The organism is Microbacterium sp. J1-1, assembly GCF_024498615.1.
In the GTDB taxonomy this organism is placed as follows: domain Bacteria; phylum Actinomycetota; class Actinomycetes; order Actinomycetales; family Microbacteriaceae; genus Microbacterium; species Microbacterium aurugineum.
Genome location: NZ_CP089590.1, coordinates 78,232 through 94,517, shown reverse-complemented (window position 1 = coordinate 94,517; position 16,286 = coordinate 78,232). Strand labels below are relative to the sequence as shown.

General features: G+C 69.0%; 18 protein-coding genes. 12 read left to right on the top strand and 6 right to left on the bottom strand.

All coding sequences use genetic code 11. From position 1 onward, the window contains the following. Position 1: 1 nt before the first annotated feature. The gene (locus tag LRQ07_RS00460) at positions 2–1,288 is read right to left on the bottom strand and encodes an adenylosuccinate synthase (protein WP_256535491.1); all 1,287 of its coding nucleotides are present in this window, start codon (positions 1,286–1,288) and stop codon (positions 2–4) included. Between the two features lie 268 nt (positions 1,289–1,556). Here LRQ07_RS00460 and LRQ07_RS00455 point away from each other — a divergent pair, with 268 nt between their 5' ends. Both LRQ07_RS00455 and LRQ07_RS00450 read left to right on the top strand, forming a co-directional pair. Continuing rightward, positions 1,557–2,489, top strand: coding sequence for a DMT family transporter (locus tag LRQ07_RS00455; RefSeq protein WP_131492904.1), 933 nt, complete (start codon positions 1,557–1,559; stop codon positions 2,487–2,489). A gap of 49 nt (positions 2,490–2,538) precedes the next feature. Then, positions 2,539–3,240, top strand: coding sequence for a Pr6Pr family membrane protein (locus LRQ07_RS00450; protein ID WP_256535490.1), 702 nt, complete (start codon positions 2,539–2,541; stop codon positions 3,238–3,240). A gap of 66 nt (positions 3,241–3,306) precedes the next feature. Here the strand turns inward: LRQ07_RS00450 and LRQ07_RS00445 are convergent, their stop codons facing one another. Then, the gene (locus LRQ07_RS00445; protein WP_256535489.1) at positions 3,307–4,731 is read right to left on the bottom strand and encodes an NAD(P)-binding domain-containing protein; all 1,425 of its coding nucleotides are present in this window, start codon (positions 4,729–4,731) and stop codon (positions 3,307–3,309) included. Positions 4,732–5,039: 308 nt separating this feature from the next. Here LRQ07_RS00445 and LRQ07_RS00440 point away from each other — a divergent pair, with 308 nt between their 5' ends. The 7 genes from LRQ07_RS00440 to LRQ07_RS00410 are packed head-to-tail and all read left to right on the top strand — an operon-like array spanning position 5,040 to position 11,412. Then, positions 5,040–6,176, top strand: a complete 1,137-nt coding sequence (locus tag LRQ07_RS00440) for an AAA family ATPase (RefSeq protein ID WP_256535488.1) — start codon at positions 5,040–5,042, stop codon at positions 6,174–6,176. 7 nt (positions 6,177–6,183) lie between these two features. Further along, on the top strand, positions 6,184–7,071 hold the full coding sequence (locus LRQ07_RS00435; protein WP_256535487.1) for a DUF58 domain-containing protein: 888 nt from the start codon (positions 6,184–6,186) through the stop codon (positions 7,069–7,071). Continuing rightward, entirely contained in the window at positions 7,058–7,549 is a 492-nt protein-coding gene (locus tag LRQ07_RS00430; protein ID WP_232762990.1) for a hypothetical protein, read from the top strand. Before LRQ07_RS00435 ends, LRQ07_RS00430 begins: the two co-directional genes overlap by 14 nt. Before the next feature lie 11 nt (positions 7,550–7,560). Then, a complete protein-coding gene (locus LRQ07_RS00425; protein ID WP_134353920.1) occupies positions 7,561–8,526 on the top strand; it encodes a VWA domain-containing protein in 966 nt (321 codons plus the stop codon). Continuing rightward, the gene (locus LRQ07_RS00420) at positions 8,523–9,575 is read left to right on the top strand and encodes a VWA domain-containing protein (protein ID WP_256535486.1); all 1,053 of its coding nucleotides are present in this window, start codon (positions 8,523–8,525) and stop codon (positions 9,573–9,575) included. Before LRQ07_RS00425 ends, LRQ07_RS00420 begins: the two co-directional genes overlap by 4 nt. Before the next feature lie 2 nt (positions 9,576–9,577). Next, on the top strand, positions 9,578–10,315 hold the full coding sequence (locus tag LRQ07_RS00415; protein WP_232763177.1) for a hypothetical protein: 738 nt from the start codon (positions 9,578–9,580) through the stop codon (positions 10,313–10,315). Next, the gene (locus tag LRQ07_RS00410) at positions 10,315–11,412 is read left to right on the top strand and encodes a hypothetical protein (protein ID WP_256535485.1); all 1,098 of its coding nucleotides are present in this window, start codon (positions 10,315–10,317) and stop codon (positions 11,410–11,412) included. Before LRQ07_RS00415 ends, LRQ07_RS00410 begins: the two co-directional genes overlap by 1 nt. Before the next feature lie 16 nt (positions 11,413–11,428). Here the strand turns inward: LRQ07_RS00410 and LRQ07_RS00405 are convergent, their stop codons facing one another. Next, on the bottom strand, positions 11,429–12,424 hold the full coding sequence (locus LRQ07_RS00405) for a hypothetical protein (protein ID WP_256535484.1): 996 nt from the start codon (positions 12,422–12,424) through the stop codon (positions 11,429–11,431). A 132-nt stretch (positions 12,425–12,556) separates the two neighbouring features. Then, positions 12,557–13,528, bottom strand: coding sequence for an alpha/beta hydrolase (locus tag LRQ07_RS00400; protein WP_232762995.1), 972 nt, complete (start codon positions 13,526–13,528; stop codon positions 12,557–12,559). Between the two features lie 204 nt (positions 13,529–13,732). Between LRQ07_RS00400 and LRQ07_RS00395 the strand changes: the two genes are divergently transcribed. Continuing rightward, positions 13,733–14,140: a pyridoxamine 5'-phosphate oxidase family protein gene (locus LRQ07_RS00395; RefSeq protein WP_153243276.1), complete on the top strand. Its 408-nt coding sequence runs from the start codon at positions 13,733–13,735 to the stop codon at positions 14,138–14,140. 31 nt (positions 14,141–14,171) lie between these two features. Here the strand turns inward: LRQ07_RS00395 and LRQ07_RS00390 are convergent, their stop codons facing one another. Continuing rightward, positions 14,172–14,888 carry a ZIP family metal transporter gene (locus LRQ07_RS00390; protein ID WP_256535483.1) on the bottom strand — a complete coding sequence of 239 codons (717 nt, stop codon included), beginning with the start codon at positions 14,886–14,888 and terminating at the stop codon, positions 14,172–14,174. 165 nt (positions 14,889–15,053) lie between these two features. After that, positions 15,054–15,539, bottom strand: coding sequence for a hypothetical protein (locus LRQ07_RS00385; RefSeq protein WP_232762997.1), 486 nt, complete (start codon positions 15,537–15,539; stop codon positions 15,054–15,056). Positions 15,540–15,623: 84 nt separating this feature from the next. On the opposite strand from LRQ07_RS00385, the gene LRQ07_RS00380 reads away from it, so the two are divergent. Further along, a complete protein-coding gene (locus LRQ07_RS00380) occupies positions 15,624–15,854 on the top strand; it encodes an AbrB/MazE/SpoVT family DNA-binding domain-containing protein (protein ID WP_226533466.1) in 231 nt (76 codons plus the stop codon). Next, on the top strand, positions 15,838–16,254 hold the full coding sequence (locus LRQ07_RS00375; RefSeq protein ID WP_256535482.1) for a PIN domain-containing protein: 417 nt from the start codon (positions 15,838–15,840) through the stop codon (positions 16,252–16,254). Before LRQ07_RS00380 ends, LRQ07_RS00375 begins: the two co-directional genes overlap by 17 nt. Positions 16,255–16,286 lie beyond the last annotated feature (32 nt).

Here is a 16,286-nt window from a genome sequence, read left to right as displayed (position 1 = left end):
ATCAGTCGAGCAGGTCGTGGCGCACGATGACCTGGTCGCGCTCCGGGCCGACACCGATCACCGAGATGCGGGTGTTGCTCATCTTCTCGAGCGCCAGCACGTAGTCCTGTGCGTTCTGCGGCAGGTCCTCGAAGGTGCGGGCGACGGAGATGTCCTCGTTCCAACCCGGGAAGTACTCCAGGATCGGCTTCGCGTGGTGGAAGTCGGTCTGGTTGACGGGCACCTCGTCGAAACGCTCGCCATCGACGTCGTAGGCGACGCACACCGGGATCTCGTCGAGTCCGGTCAGGATGTCGAGCTTGGTGAGCACGAGGTCGGTGATGCCGTTGATTCGCGTCGCGTACCGGGTGATGGGTGCGTCGTACCAGCCGACCCGACGCGGACGCCCGGTGGTGGTGCCGAACTCGAAGCCCTGCTTGCGCAGCCAGTCGCCCTGCTCGTCGAAGAGCTCTGTCGGGAAGGGGCCCGATCCGACGCGGGTCGTGTACGCCTTGACGATGCCGACGATGCGGTCGAGCGCACCGGGGCCGATGCCCGCACCCGTCGCGGCTCCGCCGGCGGTCGCCGACGACGAGGTCACGAACGGGTAGGTGCCGTGGTCGATGTCGAGCATCGTCGCCTGACCGCCTTCGAACACGACGACTTCGCCACGATCGAGGGCCTCCGCGATCAGGTAGCCCGTGTCGGCGACAAGGGGGCGCAGGCGGTCGGCGTACGACAGCAGATCGTCGACGACCTCGTCAGCGGTGATCGCGCGGCGGTTGAAGATCTTCACCAGCAGGTGGTTCTTCTGATCCAGAGCGCCTTCGACCTTCTGGCGCAGGATGTTCTCGTCGAAGATGTCCTGCACACGGATGCCGACGCGGTTGATCTTGTCGGCGTAGGCCGGACCGATGCCTCGACCGGTGGTGCCGATCATCCGCTTGCCGAGGAAACGCTCGGTGACCTTGTCGAGCGTGCGGTGGTACTGCGTGATGATGTGCGCGTTGGCGCTGACCTTGAGGCGCGAGACGTCGATGCCACGGGCGGCGAGCGCCTCCAGCTCGAAGAACAGGACTTCGAGGTCGACGACGACGCCGTTGCCGATCACCGGAGTCACGCCCGGAGAGAGGATGCCGGAGGGCAGCAGGTGCAGCGCGTACTTCTCGTCTCCCACGACGACGGTGTGCCCGGCGTTGTTGCCGCCGTTGAACTTCACCACCCAGTCGGTGCGCTCACCGAGCAGATCGGTGGCCTTGCCCTTTCCTTCGTCGCCCCACTGCACGCCGACGATAACGATTCCTGGCATGGGTAACCCCCTGGCTTTCGCCGGGTTTGCACCGGCCGATGAGCTGGCCCTCTTCGGGCCGTCCCATCCTATCGGGAGCCTCTCGGCCCGCCCTCCGAGTGCGATATGTCACCTCCGGAGGCGTCTGAAGGTGACATATCGCACTCCGCAGGGACGGGGGGGCGGGGGGGCGGCGGCGGGAGTGGGGGCGGGGGGGTGGCGGAAAACGTGCGGATCATGGCGCTCCGGCGGCTCGTCCGGTGTCGGAAGCCCCTGCCAGGATCGAAGGATGTCACGAGCAGCATCCGGCGAGCCCGGTATCCGCACGAACGCCGAGGCGCCGAAGAGTCAGGGCGCGCTCGTGCTCGTCGCCGCGCTGGTCACGGTGGTGCTGTGGGCCTCGGCGTTCATCGGCATCCGTGGTGCGGGCCCTCACTACGACCCGGGCGCTCTGGCGCTGCTGCGGATGGCGGTCGGCACCGTGGTGCTGACGATCATCGCCGTGCGGCACGGGATCCGCATCCCCGCCCGTCGCCACTGGCTCCTCGTGGCGGTGTGGGGCATCGGCTGGTTCTGCGTCTACAACCTGGCCCTCAACAGCGCTGAGTTGACGCTCGACGCGGGGACGGCCGCGATGGTGGTGAACCTCGCGCCGCTCATGGTCGTCGTCTTCAGCGGACTCTTCCTCCGCGAAGGCTTCCCGAAGCCCCTCATCATCGGCGCCCCGATCGCGTTCCTCGGGGTCGTGCTGATCGGCATGAACTCGTCCACCAGCGCCGGCCCCGACATCACCGGTCTGTTGCTCGCCCTCCTCGCAGCCGTCATGTATGCCGGGTGCACGCTCGTGCAGAAGCGCCTGCTCACCTCCGGCGTCGATCCGACCACCCTGACCTGGCTCGGTGCGGGTGTCGGCACCGTCGCGCTACTGCCCTGGGTCGGCAGCCTCATCGACTCCCTGCAGACCGCACCGCTGGACGCGACGCTGTGGGTCGTCTACCTCGGCATCTTCCCCACGGCGATCGCCTTCACCACCTGGGCCTACGTCCTGCAGCGCAGCACCGCGGGACAGACCTCCGCCACCACCTACGTCGTGCCGGCGATCGCGATCCTGATGTCGTGGGCGATCCTCGGCGAGGTGCCGACGCCGCTGATGTTCCTCGGTGGAGCGCTCTGCCTGCTCGGCGTCCTCATCACGCGACTGCGGTGGCGTCGACGCACCTGATGCCGGGAACCGCCGGGGCGAGTGACTACAGTTGCGACCGGGAGGCGAAATGACGACCTGGTGGGCCTACGCACGACTCGCGGCGTCTGTTCTCGCGGTGGCTGCCATCGTCGCCCAACTGGTGCGGACGCTCGAGATCGCCATGCTCTCGGAGACCGAGTGGGGCTCTCACCTCCCCACGGTGATCGTGAACTTCTTCAGCTTCTTCACGATCCTCTCCAACGTCCTCGCAGCCGTCGCGCTCGTCATCGGGGGCCTCTGGGGCATCCTCAACCGGAAGACCACGAGCCCCGAACCGCGCTGGCTCGCTCTGATCCTGGTCTGCGCGAGCACCTACGCCATCGTCACAGGGATCGTCTACAACACGCTGCTCCGCGGGATCGAGCTACCGCAGGGGGCGACGGTCCCCTGGTCCAACGAGGTGCTGCACGTGATCGTGCCGCTGATCATGCTCCTCGATCTGCTCTTCGCACCACGACGCCGCGCGCTGGGCTGGAGCGCCGTGGGGGCCACCGCCGTCTTCCCTCTCGTGTGGGTCGCGTACACGATGATCCGCGCGAACCTGGTGATCTCGCCGGCGACCGGGCAACCGTACTGGTACCCGTATCCCTTCCTGAACCCGCACACCGTCCCGGGCGGCTACCTCGGGGTCGCCGCCTACATCGTCGGCATCGCGATCGCGATCATCGCCGTGGCCGCCGGCGTCGTCTGGATCGGCAGGCGCCGCGGCACCACCCCGATCGATTCCTGACCTGCCTCTGACGCCTCCGCCCCTCGCACCCGGAGTGGGCGGAGGGGCGGAGACGTCATCAGAGGCTCAGGTGGCGGCGAGCGCCTCACGATCGTCGTCGCGGGGCTGACCCTCGATGATCCGCGCCGTCTCGGTGGCATCCGGGTCCACGTCGAGGTAGCGCTCGAGCGAGTCGTCGAGCTCTTCCAGCCACGGCGTGTGATGCACGACCGCGAGGGTGCCGGTCATGACCGACTCGTATGTGCGGTCGCGGTAGCCCATGATGTCTTCCTTCTTGTCGCGCTTCCACGCGAGGAAGATCTCGACCACCCGGTCGATGTCGAACTCCGGGTAGTCCGTGAGCTGCAGCAGATCGCGGATGTAGTCCGCCTGGAAGCGGATCTCCGCCGCGGCCGAATCGATCTGTCCGAAGCGCGTGCGCCACTCGGCGATCGATGCCACCCGCTCCTGCTCATCGGGCAGGGACAGACGACCGAGGATCAGGTCACGCACGTACCAGGCCTGCGCATCGAACATGTTGAACGTGAACCACTGGTCCTGCGCGCCGAGGTAGGCCAGGCGGGGATTGCCCTGCCAGAGCACTCCGCGGTACAGCCCATCGGGGTACACGTTGTTCGGCGAGGAGAGGGCGAGGTCGTCCGGCAGAAACGGGTACTTGTGCAGGTAGCCGGTGCAGAGGATGACCGCGTCGACCTGCTTCGAGGTGCCGTCGGCGAAGAACGCGGTGCTGCCCTCGAAGCGTTCGAGGACCGGCCGCTCCTCGATGCCCTCGGGCCAGTCGTACCCCATCGGCGCGGAGCGGAAGCTCGCCGTCACCGAACGGGCCCCCATCTTGAACGCCTGGCTGCCGATGTCCTCCGCGGAGTAGCTCGCACCGATCACCAGCACATCCTTGTCTTCGAAGGCCTCGGCGCCTCGGAAGTCATGGGCATGGCTGATGTACCCCGGGAACGTCTCGATACCGGGGAACTCCGGCACGTTCGGGAAGGAGAAGTGTCCGCTCGCGACGATCACGCGGTCGAACTCCTCCACGGACGATTCGCCGGAGGGCAGGTGCTCGCTGGTGAGGGTGAAGACCTCGCGCTCGTCGTCGAACTCCACCCAGCGGACCACGGTCTGGAAGCGGATCAGGTCGCGCACGTCGGTCTTCTCCAGGCGACCGGCGATGTAGTCCCACAGCACCGGGCGCGGCGGGTAGGAGGAGATCGGGCGACCGAAGTGCTCGTCGAAGCTGTAGTCCGCGAACTCCAGCGCCTCCTTCGGGCCGTTCGACCACAGGTTGCGGTACATGCTCGAATGCACCGGCTCGCCGAACTCGTCCAGTCCGGTGCGCCAGGTGAAGTTCCACTGCCCGCCCCAGTCGGCCTGCTTCTCGAAGCAGACCAGCTCGGGGATGTCGGCTCCCGCACGGGCGGCGGACTCGAAGGCCCTCAGCTGCGCCATCCCCGAGGGTCCGGCTCCGATGATCGCTACTCGTTCTCTACTCGTCACGTATTGTCCTCATACTCTTCAGTCATGTATCGGCACGGCCGCTTCCGAGCGAGGAACAGTTCTGTCCCGGTGGGAGCGGAAAAGCTCGACCTGCCCGGAAAGCGGCTGCTCTTCGACGTTAGCAGTGTCCGCCACCGGCACCCGGGGGTCGCGCCTGCCCGCCACCTGCAGGATTCTCGGACGGATGCATGACCTGGGCCCGTCGGGTCGTCCTGCATCCGTCATCCGGTCATGCAAGTGCACACAGCGATTACGCTGGTGCGCGGGGGATGGCCGCGACGCGCGTCCCTGAACGAGGGAGCCTACAGATGACCGAGTCCTCCACGCCCGACCCGCGGACGATCGCCGCACCGCCGCCTCCGCCCGCCCCCGCACAGGCCACTGCACCGCCGGCACCGGCCCCCGCGCCTGCCGCACCTGCCGCACCTGCCGCACCCGCAGCGCCCGCAGCGACGAAGGCCGCGCCGACCGACGCCGAGCTCAGCAGAGCCGCCGAGGTGCTGCGGATCATCTCCGCCTCCTACTCCGCCAAGATGGTCGGCCAGGATCGGCTGCGCACGAGCCTCCTCGTCTCCCTCATCGCCGGCGGTCACATCCTGCTGGAGAGCGTTCCCGGCCTGGCGAAGACCACGGCCGCCAGCACTCTCGCCGACACCGTGAAAGCGCAGTTCAAGCGCATCCAGTGCACGCCCGACCTGCTCCCCAGCGACATCACCGGCAACCAGATCTACGACGCGGCGACCGGCTCCTTCCGCACCGTGCTCGGTCCGGTGCACGCGAACTTCGTGCTGCTCGACGAGATCAACCGCTCCAGCGCCAAGACCCAGAGCGCCATGCTCGAGGCGATGCAGGAGCACCAGACGACCATCGGCGGCGAGGTCCACCACCTGCCGAAGCCGTTCCTCGTGATCGCGACGCAGAACCCGATCGAGCAGGAGGGCACCTACGAGCTGCCCGAGGCGCAGATGGACCGCTTCCTGCTCAAGGAGATCGTCGAGTACCCGAGCCCCGCCGAAGAGCTCGAGGTCCTCAGCCGCATCGATTCCGGTGTGCTCGACCCCGACCGCCACGTGAGCAGCACGGTCAGCCTCGACGACGTGCACCTGCTGCAGGACGTCGCGAGCCGCATCTACGTCGACCCCGCGATCCGGAACTACATCGTGTCCATCGCCTACGTCACCAGGAACCCGGCGCCGTACATCGGCGAGGAGCGCGCGCGCTTCATCAAGTACGGCGCGAGCCCCCGGGCGAGCATCGCGTTCCTGCAGGCTTCGCGGGCACTGGCTCTGCTCAAGGGGCGCGCGCACGTGCTGCCCGAAGACATCCGGGAGCTGCGGCACCTCGTGCTCCGCCACCGCGTGCTCCTGACGTTCGAGGCCGACGCCGAGGGCATCCGCAGCGAGGAGATCATCGACCAGATCTTCGCGTCGGTCCCCACTCCCTGACCCGTTCATGGCCAGCCTGATCACGCAGGTGAAGAGCAAGCTCTTCATCCACTCGACGCGCAAGTCGCTGCACGCGCTGGACGGCGCCTACGCGTCGCTGCTGCACGGGCGGAGCCTCGACTTCGAAGACCTGCGCAAGTACGAGTACGGCGATCAGGTGCGCGACATCGACTGGCGGGCGACCGCGCGGCTGGGCACTCCCCTGGTCAAGCGCTCGCGCGCCACACGGATGCACACCGTGTTGTTCGCCGTCGACACCGGCCGCTCGATGTCGGCCCTCGCCGCCGACGAACGCTCGAAGAAGGAGCTGGCGATCCTCGCCACGGGGATGCTCGGCGTGCTGACGCTGCGCCACGGCGACGATTTCACCACGGTCTACGGCGACTCCGCGAAGGTGCGTCGACTCGCGCCGGGCCGCAGCGAGGGGGCACTCGAACATGCCCTGCGCACGATCGACCGCGCGATCGACGAGAGCTCCGCACCGAGCGACCGCGATGCCCTGCTGTCCTTCATCACGCGCACGATCTCGCGCCGGATGATCGTGGTCGTCGTCACAGACGAGGCCCCCGTGACGAGCGAGACCGAACGGATGCTGCGGCGCCTGCGCGTGCAGCACGACGTCCTGTGGCTCACCGTGCGCGACGCCGACCCCGTGCTCGACCACGCGACCGGGCGCATCCGCAGCGACGTGGACAGCCGCTGGCAGGTGCCGGACTTCGTGCAGGGCGACCGTGGCATCGTGCGAGAGCTGACCGCGCAGCGCGAGGCCGACGCCGCGCACCTCGCCGAGCTCCTCACGCGGATGGAGATCAGCCACGCCTCTCTGGACGGACAGGACGACGCCGTCACGCAGCTCCTGCAGCTGCTGAATCGGAGGTCGAATGCCCGGCTCTGACGAGCTCTACCCGCCCGCACAGTACGGCTGGGGATGGATGCTGCTCGCGATCGGCATCCTGCTCCTGCTGATCGCGGGGGCCTGGCTCCTGATCCTCCTCACCCGCCCCCGGCGCACCCTGTCGGTCGGCGAGCAGAATCCCGGACAGGCGCCGCTGATCGTCGACGTGCTCTCGCAGCTGCGCACCGAGTACCTGACGCGCATCCAGCAGATCGAGACCGACTACCGCGAGCGCCGCCTCTCCCCGCGGCAGGCGAACCTCGAGCTCAGCCGCGTCGTGCGGACGTTCGTCAACGAGTACAGCGGCTTGGAGGCTCCCGTCCTCGCGCTCGATGACCTCGTGGCACGGGGTGTCCATCCCGCGCTCATCGATGCGATGGGCAGGCACTACTACCCGAGCATCTTCCGGCAGGGACCGGCGATCGATCCGGTCGCCGGTGCCGAGGCCGCCCGGACGGTGGTGCGCTCATGGCACTAGCGAATCCCTGGGTGCTTTTCGCCGCCGCGGCGGTCGTGCTGATCGCGGTGGCGATCGGCCTCGTCCTCGGTCTGCGCCGGAGCAGCCGTGGTCGCGCGGCGGACACGGCCCGGATCGCCCGCGCCGAACGGCTCCGCACGCTTCCCACCTTCCGTCAGGCGCTGGCGCGGCGGGCGGTGGCCCTCTCGGGCATCCTCGCCTTGGGCGCGGTCACGGCGCTCGTGGCGGGGGTGGTGTCCGCCCGACCGATGTCGGCGCAGACCGTCCAACCGGTCAACACGAGCCGCGACATCATGCTGTGCCTCGATGTCTCCGGATCCATGACCGAGGTCGACGTCGAAGTGCTGACCGTGTTCGACGAGCTGCTGGACGGCTTCGAAGGTGAGCGGATCGGGCTGACGATCTTCAACAGCTCACCGGTGCAGATCTTCCCGCTCACCGACGACTACGACTTCATCCGCGAGCACCTCGAGAGCATGACCCGGAGCTTCGACTACGGCGACCAGGTCCCGGAGCACTGGCTCGGCACACTCAACGGCGACGGCGCCTCGCTGATCGGCGACGGCCTCGCCGCCTGCACAATGGGCTTCGACCACCCGGACGACGACCGCTCGCGCTCGGTGATCTTCGCCACCGACAACGAGATCAACGGCGCCTCGATCGTCACGCTCGACGAGGCGGCTGCCTACGCGGCGTCGAAGGGCGTACGCGTGTTCGCCCTGAACCCGGTGCAGGGAAAAGACGCGGCGGTGAGCGCGGAGCTCACGGCCGCCGCCGAAGCCACCGGTGGCGCCGCATTCGGCCTGCGCGACACGACGACCGTCTCCGACATCGTCACCCAGGTGCAGGAGCAGGAGGCCACCGAGCTGAGGGGAGAGGCGCAGGTGGTCTGGACCGACACCCCGGACCTCTGGATCGCTCTGCTCTCGATCTGCCTCCTCGCCTTCGTCGTGGTGCTGTGGAGGGTGCGACTGTGATCTTCCATCCCGTACTCGCTCCGTTGCTGATCGCCCTGATCTGCCTCCCGATCATCGCCCTGGTCGTGTGGATCCTGGTGCGACCGGCGAAGGCGACGGCGGCTGCCTCGTCCGCACCGGGCTCCCTCGCCGGACACCGCGCCCTGTGGGCCATGCGCCTGGTGCTGGTGCTCGCCTGCGTCGTGATGCTGCTGCGCCCCGGCATCCCGGGCGGCGCCACCCAGACGCTCGCGACCGACACCGACATCGTGCTCGTCGTCGACACCACGGCGAGCATCGTCGCCGAGGACTGGGGCGACGGGGAACCTCGACTCGACGGCATCCGCGACGACGTGCGCGCGCTGGTCGAGGAGTATCCGGGCGCGCGCTTCGCCCTGATCACCTCGGACGCCGCCGCCGAGTTGCGGATGCCCCTCACCACCGACACGACGGCTCTCCTGGGCTCGCTGGACGTGCTGCGCCCCGAGGTCACCAGCCAGTCGCGCGGGAGTTCGATCGGCATCGCCGCGCCGCTGCTCGCGGAGACACTCACCTCGGCGGCCCAATCCTCACCCGACCGGTCGCGGATGGTCTTCTACTTCGGTGACGGCGAGCAGACCGTCGACACCCCGCCGGAGTCGTTCAGCGCGAGCGAGAAGTACACCGATGCGGGCGGCGTCTTCGGCTACGGCACGGCCGAGGGCGGACCGATGCGCATCACCACGGGCGATCTCTCGGACAGCGGGACCGGCTATATCCAATACCAGGGGTCCGACGCCCTCTCCGTGATCGACGAAGGGAACCTGGAGAGGATCGCCGACCAGCTCGGGGTGGACTACCAGCGTCGGACCGCGGACGCCGAAGCCGTACTGCCCGAGGCGCCGTCGACGACGACCGACTACGCCGAGTCCGGAGAGGTCGGCAACGCCATCGAGCTGTACTGGGTCGCGGCGCTCGTCATCCTCCTCATCCTGGGCGTCGAGCTCGCGCGCGCCACGATGCTGATCGCACAGCTGCGGCGACTGCGCGCGCCCCGGGAATCCCCCCGGCAACCGGGAGGCACCTCGTGACGATGACGAACGATGCCGCCGCCGCACTGCTGCGGTCGAATCGGCGACGCCGCCGTGTCCGTCGATGGGTCGCCATCGGCACCCTGCCGCTCACTCTCGCCGCGCTGTTCTTCGTGGGCAAGCTGCTGAGCATGTACGCGTTCGCGCACCAGGCGATCACCGCCTACGTGGTCGACGACTTCGCGGGCTCGGAGGCGGCGGCGCGCGGACAGAGCTTCCTCAACTGGTTCGAGCCGTACAAGGCCCCCTTCAACATCGGCACGGCGCTCGGAGCGGCCGAACAGTTGCCGCAGGCGAGGGCGGAGCTCGAAGAGGCGCTCCGCCTGGCCACCGGGCTCGAAGTGTGCGGGGTGCGGATCAACCTGGCTCTCGTCGTCGAGCGCATGGGCGACGCCGCACGCGCCGGCGGCGATGGCGCGACCGCGGCCCAGCTCTACGGTGAAGCCCTGACGATCACCGCCGAGACGCCGGAGGAGTGTCACAGCGAGGAGGCGCAGGAGCAGTCGTCCGATCCTCAGCGCGACATGTCCGACACGCTCGACAGCACCGAGGACCGCCTGAAGCAGAAGCAGCAGGAGCAGGATCAGCAGCAGCCCCCGCCTCCGCAGCCGAACGAGGACGAGCAGCCGTCCGAGGACAAGCTCCAGGATCTTCAGGACAAGCTCGAGCAGGGCACCCAGGAGCGCGACCAGCAGCTGGGCGAGGATCCCGGCGGGTCGGGAACGGACAAGCCGTGGTGATGGATCACGAGAAGCAGAGGGCTCGCTACCTCGCGGGGACCGAAGGCGCGCCCCCGGTTCCCCCGCCCGGCGGTTACCGCGGCGCACGCCGCGAGGCCTTCGTGCCCTCCCCCCCTGCCGCGGTCTCCGTCTCCGTCGAGGAGGAGCCGAAGAAGCCCGCCAACGCTCTCGGGTGGACGGCCCTCACCGTCGCGGTCCTGTTCGCCCTGACGCTCCTGGGCACACTGCTGGCCGGCAGCACCGACATCCTCTACAGCGTCACGATGGTGACCGCTCAGCTCGCCGTGGTCGCCACGGTCATCGCCGCTCTGCTCTCACCGCGGGGACGCCTGCTGGGGGCGATCGCCCTGGTCGTCACGATCCTGTTCAACGTCGCCACCGTCGGCGGGATGAGCGCCCTGCAGACGTCGGCCTCCGGCAACTACGAGGGCATGAAGTCCGCCGAGCAGAAGCATGCGGAGGCGTATCCCGGGATCAAGGGCACGGATCCGCAGCAGACGCTCGCACAGCAGTCCCTGGAAGACGTGCGCGCACAGTCGGAGTCGCTCTTCGCCGACATCCGTGCGCGGCTCACCGACGAGTTCGGGTACACCTGGATCGCGGTGGGCGACGAAGACCTGCGGCCGGAGCGCAACGGCTACGGCGGGGAGTCGATGCTGGTCGAATACACCTCGCAGGGCTGGGCCACCGAGCAGCCGATTCAGGACGACGATCGCAAGCACGCGGTGATGGCCGTCATCAACGAGGTGGTCATCGAACACGGGCTGTGGGAGCTGTACTCGTTCAACGACCCCGCCATCTCCGGCATCGACCCGGGGATGATCACGAAGCTGTACGGCAGCGACGACCCCCGCTCGCAGCACACGTGGGAGTACTACACCGAGAACTACCCGGATCCGCTGCGCTTCTACGCCGACATCCACGACCTCTCGAACGATCAGGACGGCGGATTCCTCGCGGCACGCGAGGCGCAGCAGGCCCGCACCGGGGAGCCGCTCGAGGGCCTTCAGCTGTTCGTGCTCGCGAGTGGTGTGCTCAGCGACGCGGATCGCGAGGAGTTCGAGACGCGGCTGCAGGACTACCCGGGCTACGAGTAGCCGAGGCGCAGGGTCCTCAGGCGCTGAGGGTCAGCAGCATCCGGGCGAGCACGTAGCGGGCGTGTCCGCGGGAGGTCCGCGGGTCGTAGCCAAGAATCACCACGAGCGCCGCCATCCGCTCCTGCACGCTGGAGTGGTGTCTTCCCAGGCGCACCGCCGCCGCCCGCACGCTCTGCTCCTCGATGACGGCGTCGAGCAGTTCCCGGCTTCGGTCGTCGAGCGCGGCGAGCGCGGCCGCATCCGGGTGGAGGGGGCCGGCGTCCGCGGCCTCCGCGACGAGCAGGAGCCCTCCGAGGTCGGCGGCATCGACGACCGGTTCCGCGGGATCGGTGAGCCGGACCGCCACCAGAGCGGAAGACCACGATCGCGGAAGCTGCTCTCCCGTGCCGGCGACTCCGAGGCCCAGCCGCAGCTCCGCACCGTCGGGCCAGGCGTCCCGCGGCTCGGTGGAGGCATCCAGGATCGTCGCCCGCGTGAGTCCGTGCCGGGTGGCGACCACGGCGGACGGATGCTGCGGCAGGGGTGCCGGGTCAGGAGGAGAGGCGACCATCCGCAGCGTCTCGTCGGTGAGACGAAGGCGCGGCAGTGCGGCGGCCCTCTCGTCGGCACCGGCGTAGGAGCTGATCGCCAGTTCGACGGCGCTCTCCGGTCCCACCGCGCGACGTGCCCGGATGATGCCGAGCGCGAGGCTGAGCCGTTCCAGGATCATCGCGTCGTTGGTGTGGGGATCGCCGTCGCGCTCGATCCAGGCGACGGCGTCCGGGCCGCTCTCCCGGATGAGCCAGGTGGGCGACGGCTCGATGGGGTCGATGCGCACCCCGTCCGCGCGCACGCGCACGATCTGCCGGCCGTCGCGGTGTCCCGCGGTCGCGCCGCTGAGCACCGCGGCACCCCGCAGCATGCTCTCGACGCCGACGGAACGGGCCACGAGGGCGTCGAAGTACGTGACGACCTTGAGCGTCTCGCTGGCATCCGGGTCGAGGGCGGTGAGCCGCCCCAGCAGGTCTTGCATGTCGGGCTCCATCGCGCGGGGATTCCACCCTACGGGGTCGACGTGCCGTGTTCCCGTCGCACTTTCTGCCGCTCCGAGGGCCGGAAACGGGCAGGGAGTGCGACGGGAGGGGTCCGGGCACGGAATCCGGACTCAGGAGAGCAGGCGGTTCACCCAGCTGTCGCGGGCCGCGAGCATGGCCTGCGCGACGGCGGCGTGCGGCGCGAACATGTCGAAGCCGTGGAACCCTCCGGCCCAGACGTGCAGTTCGGCCTGGACGCCGGCTTCCCACAGCTTCGTGGCGTACGCGACGTCCTCGTCGCGGAACACCTCGGCGCTGCCGCAGTCGATGAACGCGGGCGGGAGGCCGGAGAGGTCGGTGGCGCGGGCGGGTGCCGCATAGATCGACACGTCGTCCGTGCCCTTGCGGTCGCCGAGGAGCGCCGACCATCCGGTGACGTTCGAACCGCGGTCCCAGACGCCGATCCCATCGATCTGATGCGTCGACACCGACGCATCACGATCGTCGAGCATCGGGTAGATCAGCAGCTGACCGATCAGCTCAGGACCCTTCCGGTCACGGGCGAGGAGGGCGGTGCCCGCCGCCAGCCCGCCCCCGGCGCTGCCGCCGCCGATCAGCAGCCGCGACGTGTCGATGCCGAGCTCGTCGGCGTGCTCCGCGGTCCACCGCAGCCCCGCGTAGCAGTCCTCGACGGGATAGGGGTCGGGGAACTCCGGAGCGAGTCGGTATTCGACCGTGACGATGACTCCGTTGAATCGCTCCGCCCAGTCGAGGAATCCGACCACGCCGAGCCAGCGGTTGCCGATGATCATGCCGCCGCCGTGCGTGTGGAAGAACCCGGGGCCGGTGCCCGTGCGTCCTTCCTTCTCGATCACGGAGACGACGATCTCATCGCCCTCGTGTCCGGCGATCGTGACGTCCCGCCGCGTGAAGCCCCGCTCCGCGAGCGCCGCGAAGATCTCCTCATCCCCGCTCACGGGCGACTGCCGGAGCAGCGGGATCATCTCGGGCGTCAGCGTGGGCGGCAGCTGGTCGCCGACGAGGGCGAGCGCGGCTTCGAGCTCGGGATCGAAGGGCGGTCGTGCCAGGGTCGTGTCCGTCATCAGAACTCCTTTGTCCTCGGCCGCCGTCGCGGCGGCGTCTCGCCAGACTCGCGCACGCGACACCCGAGGATAACCCGCCACCCGAGGCCGATCCGACGCATTCCGTCCGCCGGGTGGCGGGTGCCTCCCGGCCCCGGTGGAGGTGTCCCTTGAACACGCTTCCCGCCGTGGATAGCCTGGCGCCACAGGGAAAGGAAGGCGCGGATGATCCGAGTACTCGATGAACAGCAATCCGCCGAGTTGCTGCGCACCACCACGATCGGCCGCATAGGCTTCGTGCACGACGGCCGCGTGCAGATCCTGCCCGTGAACTACGTCGTCTCCGGCCACGACCTGCTCCTCCGCACCGCGCCCGAGGGACTGCTGGCCGAGCTGACGCACGAGCCGGCGGACGTCTCGTTCGAGGTGGACTATCACGACCCCCTCGGCAGCACCGCCTGGAGCGTCCTGATGCACGGACCGCTGTCCCGGGTGCCCGAGGAGAAGGCGGCCGGCGCCGGGGCTCGCGTGACCCCGTGGGCCGGGAGCGAACGGGACCTCCCCCTGGCGTTCCACATCGAGCACATCACAGGGCGCATCGTCCGTCGAGACCAGGAGCACGGAGAGACCTGATCGCCGGCGGCGGGGTGTTCGCCGCGCGTCGTCAGCTCGCCAGGGCCAGCCCTGCGGCGAGCGCGAACCCCAGCACGGTCGCGAGGCCCGTGGACTCCTTCGCCTTCGACTGCGCCTCGGGGATCATCGAATCCACGAGCATCACCAACAGCGCACCGGCCGCGAAGCCGCTCGCCGCCGAGCGGAAGTCATCCCCGGTCAGGCTCGCCAGCCCGAATCCGGCAACCGTCGCGAGCGCACAGATCACGGCGACGCCCGCCCACAGCAGGAGCACCCGGGACCTCGCCATCCCGCCCTCGAGCAGGTCGGCGGCCGAGCCGATCGATTCGGGAAGGTTCGACACCAGGATGGCGACCACGAGCGCGATGCTGACCGGCTCCCCCGAGGCGAGGCCGATCCCGAGCACGAGCTGCTCCGGGATGCCGTCGAGCAGCGCTCCGACCGCGAGCTGGCCGCCGCCCGCCTCGGCCTTGGTCTTCGCGGCACGGGCGTCGAGGATGCGATCGGCGACGTAGTAGCTGATCGCTCCAGCCGCGACTCCGATCACCAGGGGGATGGGGCCGGCGAGATCCAGCCCCTCCTCCCAGAGCTCGAACGCGATCGACGCCATCAGCGCGCCCGCGCCGAAGCCTAGGACGATACCGAGCCACCGCGGCGGCCACTTCCGGAGCAGCGCGAGCACCGCGCCGATGAACAGCGGTGCCGCCGCGACCGCACCCCACAGGATTGCTCCACCCATGTCCGCCATGTCCGACCTCCGTCGGCCCACTCTTGCACCTCCGGGGGCCTCCCCGCCGCTCCGACTTCGGCCAAAACGGAGACGTGTCGTGTGTCCGTCGGCGGGTCGCGCCTCGACACGCCGCCCCGCGCCCGCCACTCCTCCGTTTTCGCCTCCAGAGTCCGAGGACGTCGCTCAGTCGGAGTAGTTCGCGTTCGGGGTGACGAACGTCGCGGTGTATTCCTCGGTGCACGGAGTCAGGACGTACACCTTTCCCCAGCCCCCGCCCATGAGCAACGGATCGTCCTGCTGGAAGCGCGTGTGCCGCTCGCCCGCCTCGATGATGACCCCGCCTGCATCGTCCGTCCGCCACCTCGCCTTCCCCGCGACCGGGATCACGTCTCCGTCGAGACACACGCGCCCGTCGTCGAGCGTCCGCTCCTCCGACCCCAGCATCAGCGCCGACACGTCAGCGACGCCGTCTTCATGGAGAGTGAAGCCGGTGTGTTCCGGGGCCTCTTCGAAGCCGTGATACGTCGCGGGGAAAGTCAGATGTGCACCCATGTCCTGCCGCGCGAGCGTCGATCCGCGGAAGCTCTGAAACGCCACGACGAGAAGCACTGCGAGGATCACGCCTCCTGCGACGAACCACCACAGTCCACGGAACCGCGCTCTCTGCATGCGAGCACTGTATCGACGCTGCCTGCGCGTCCGCCGCCGATATGAAGCACTCGGTTGCCACCATTTGAATGGTACGGTCATGGCATGAGAGCAACCATGGACAAGGCAGGGCGGATAGTGATCCCGGCCGCGCTCCGTGAGCGCGTGGGATTGATCCCCGGCCCGGTCGATCTCCTCCTCGACGGCAACGGCATCCGGATCGAGATCGACGCTCCGGACAACCTCATCGAGAAGGATGGCCGTCTCATCATCACAGGCGGCCCGACACTCACCGTGGACGAGGTCCGGGAGCTCCGACTTGCCGATCAGCGCTGATCTCCTCCTCGACACCAGTGCCGCGATCGCGCTGGTCCATGACCGGAACCCGGCACACGAACGGATGCTCGAACTCACCCACGGTCGCGTCATCGGGCTCGCCGGGCACGCGGCCGTCGAGACGTACTCGGTGCTGACGCGCCTGCCGGGCGCCGCCCGCGTCAGTCCCGGTCGCGCGCAGGAGATCATCGACCGGTCGTTCCCCGCCTCCGCACCGCTTTCGCCGACGACGGCGGCGGCTGCGATCACCACCTTCGCCGAGGCGGGCATCGCAGGGGGCTCGGTGTACGACGGACTCGTGGGACTGGCCGCACGGGATACCGCCGTCCCACTACTCACGTGCGACCGTCGCGCCCTGGGCACGTATGCCGCGCTCCGGGTGGAGTTCCTCCTCGCCTGAGGGCGGCATCCCCACCGTCATGCGGGACAGGG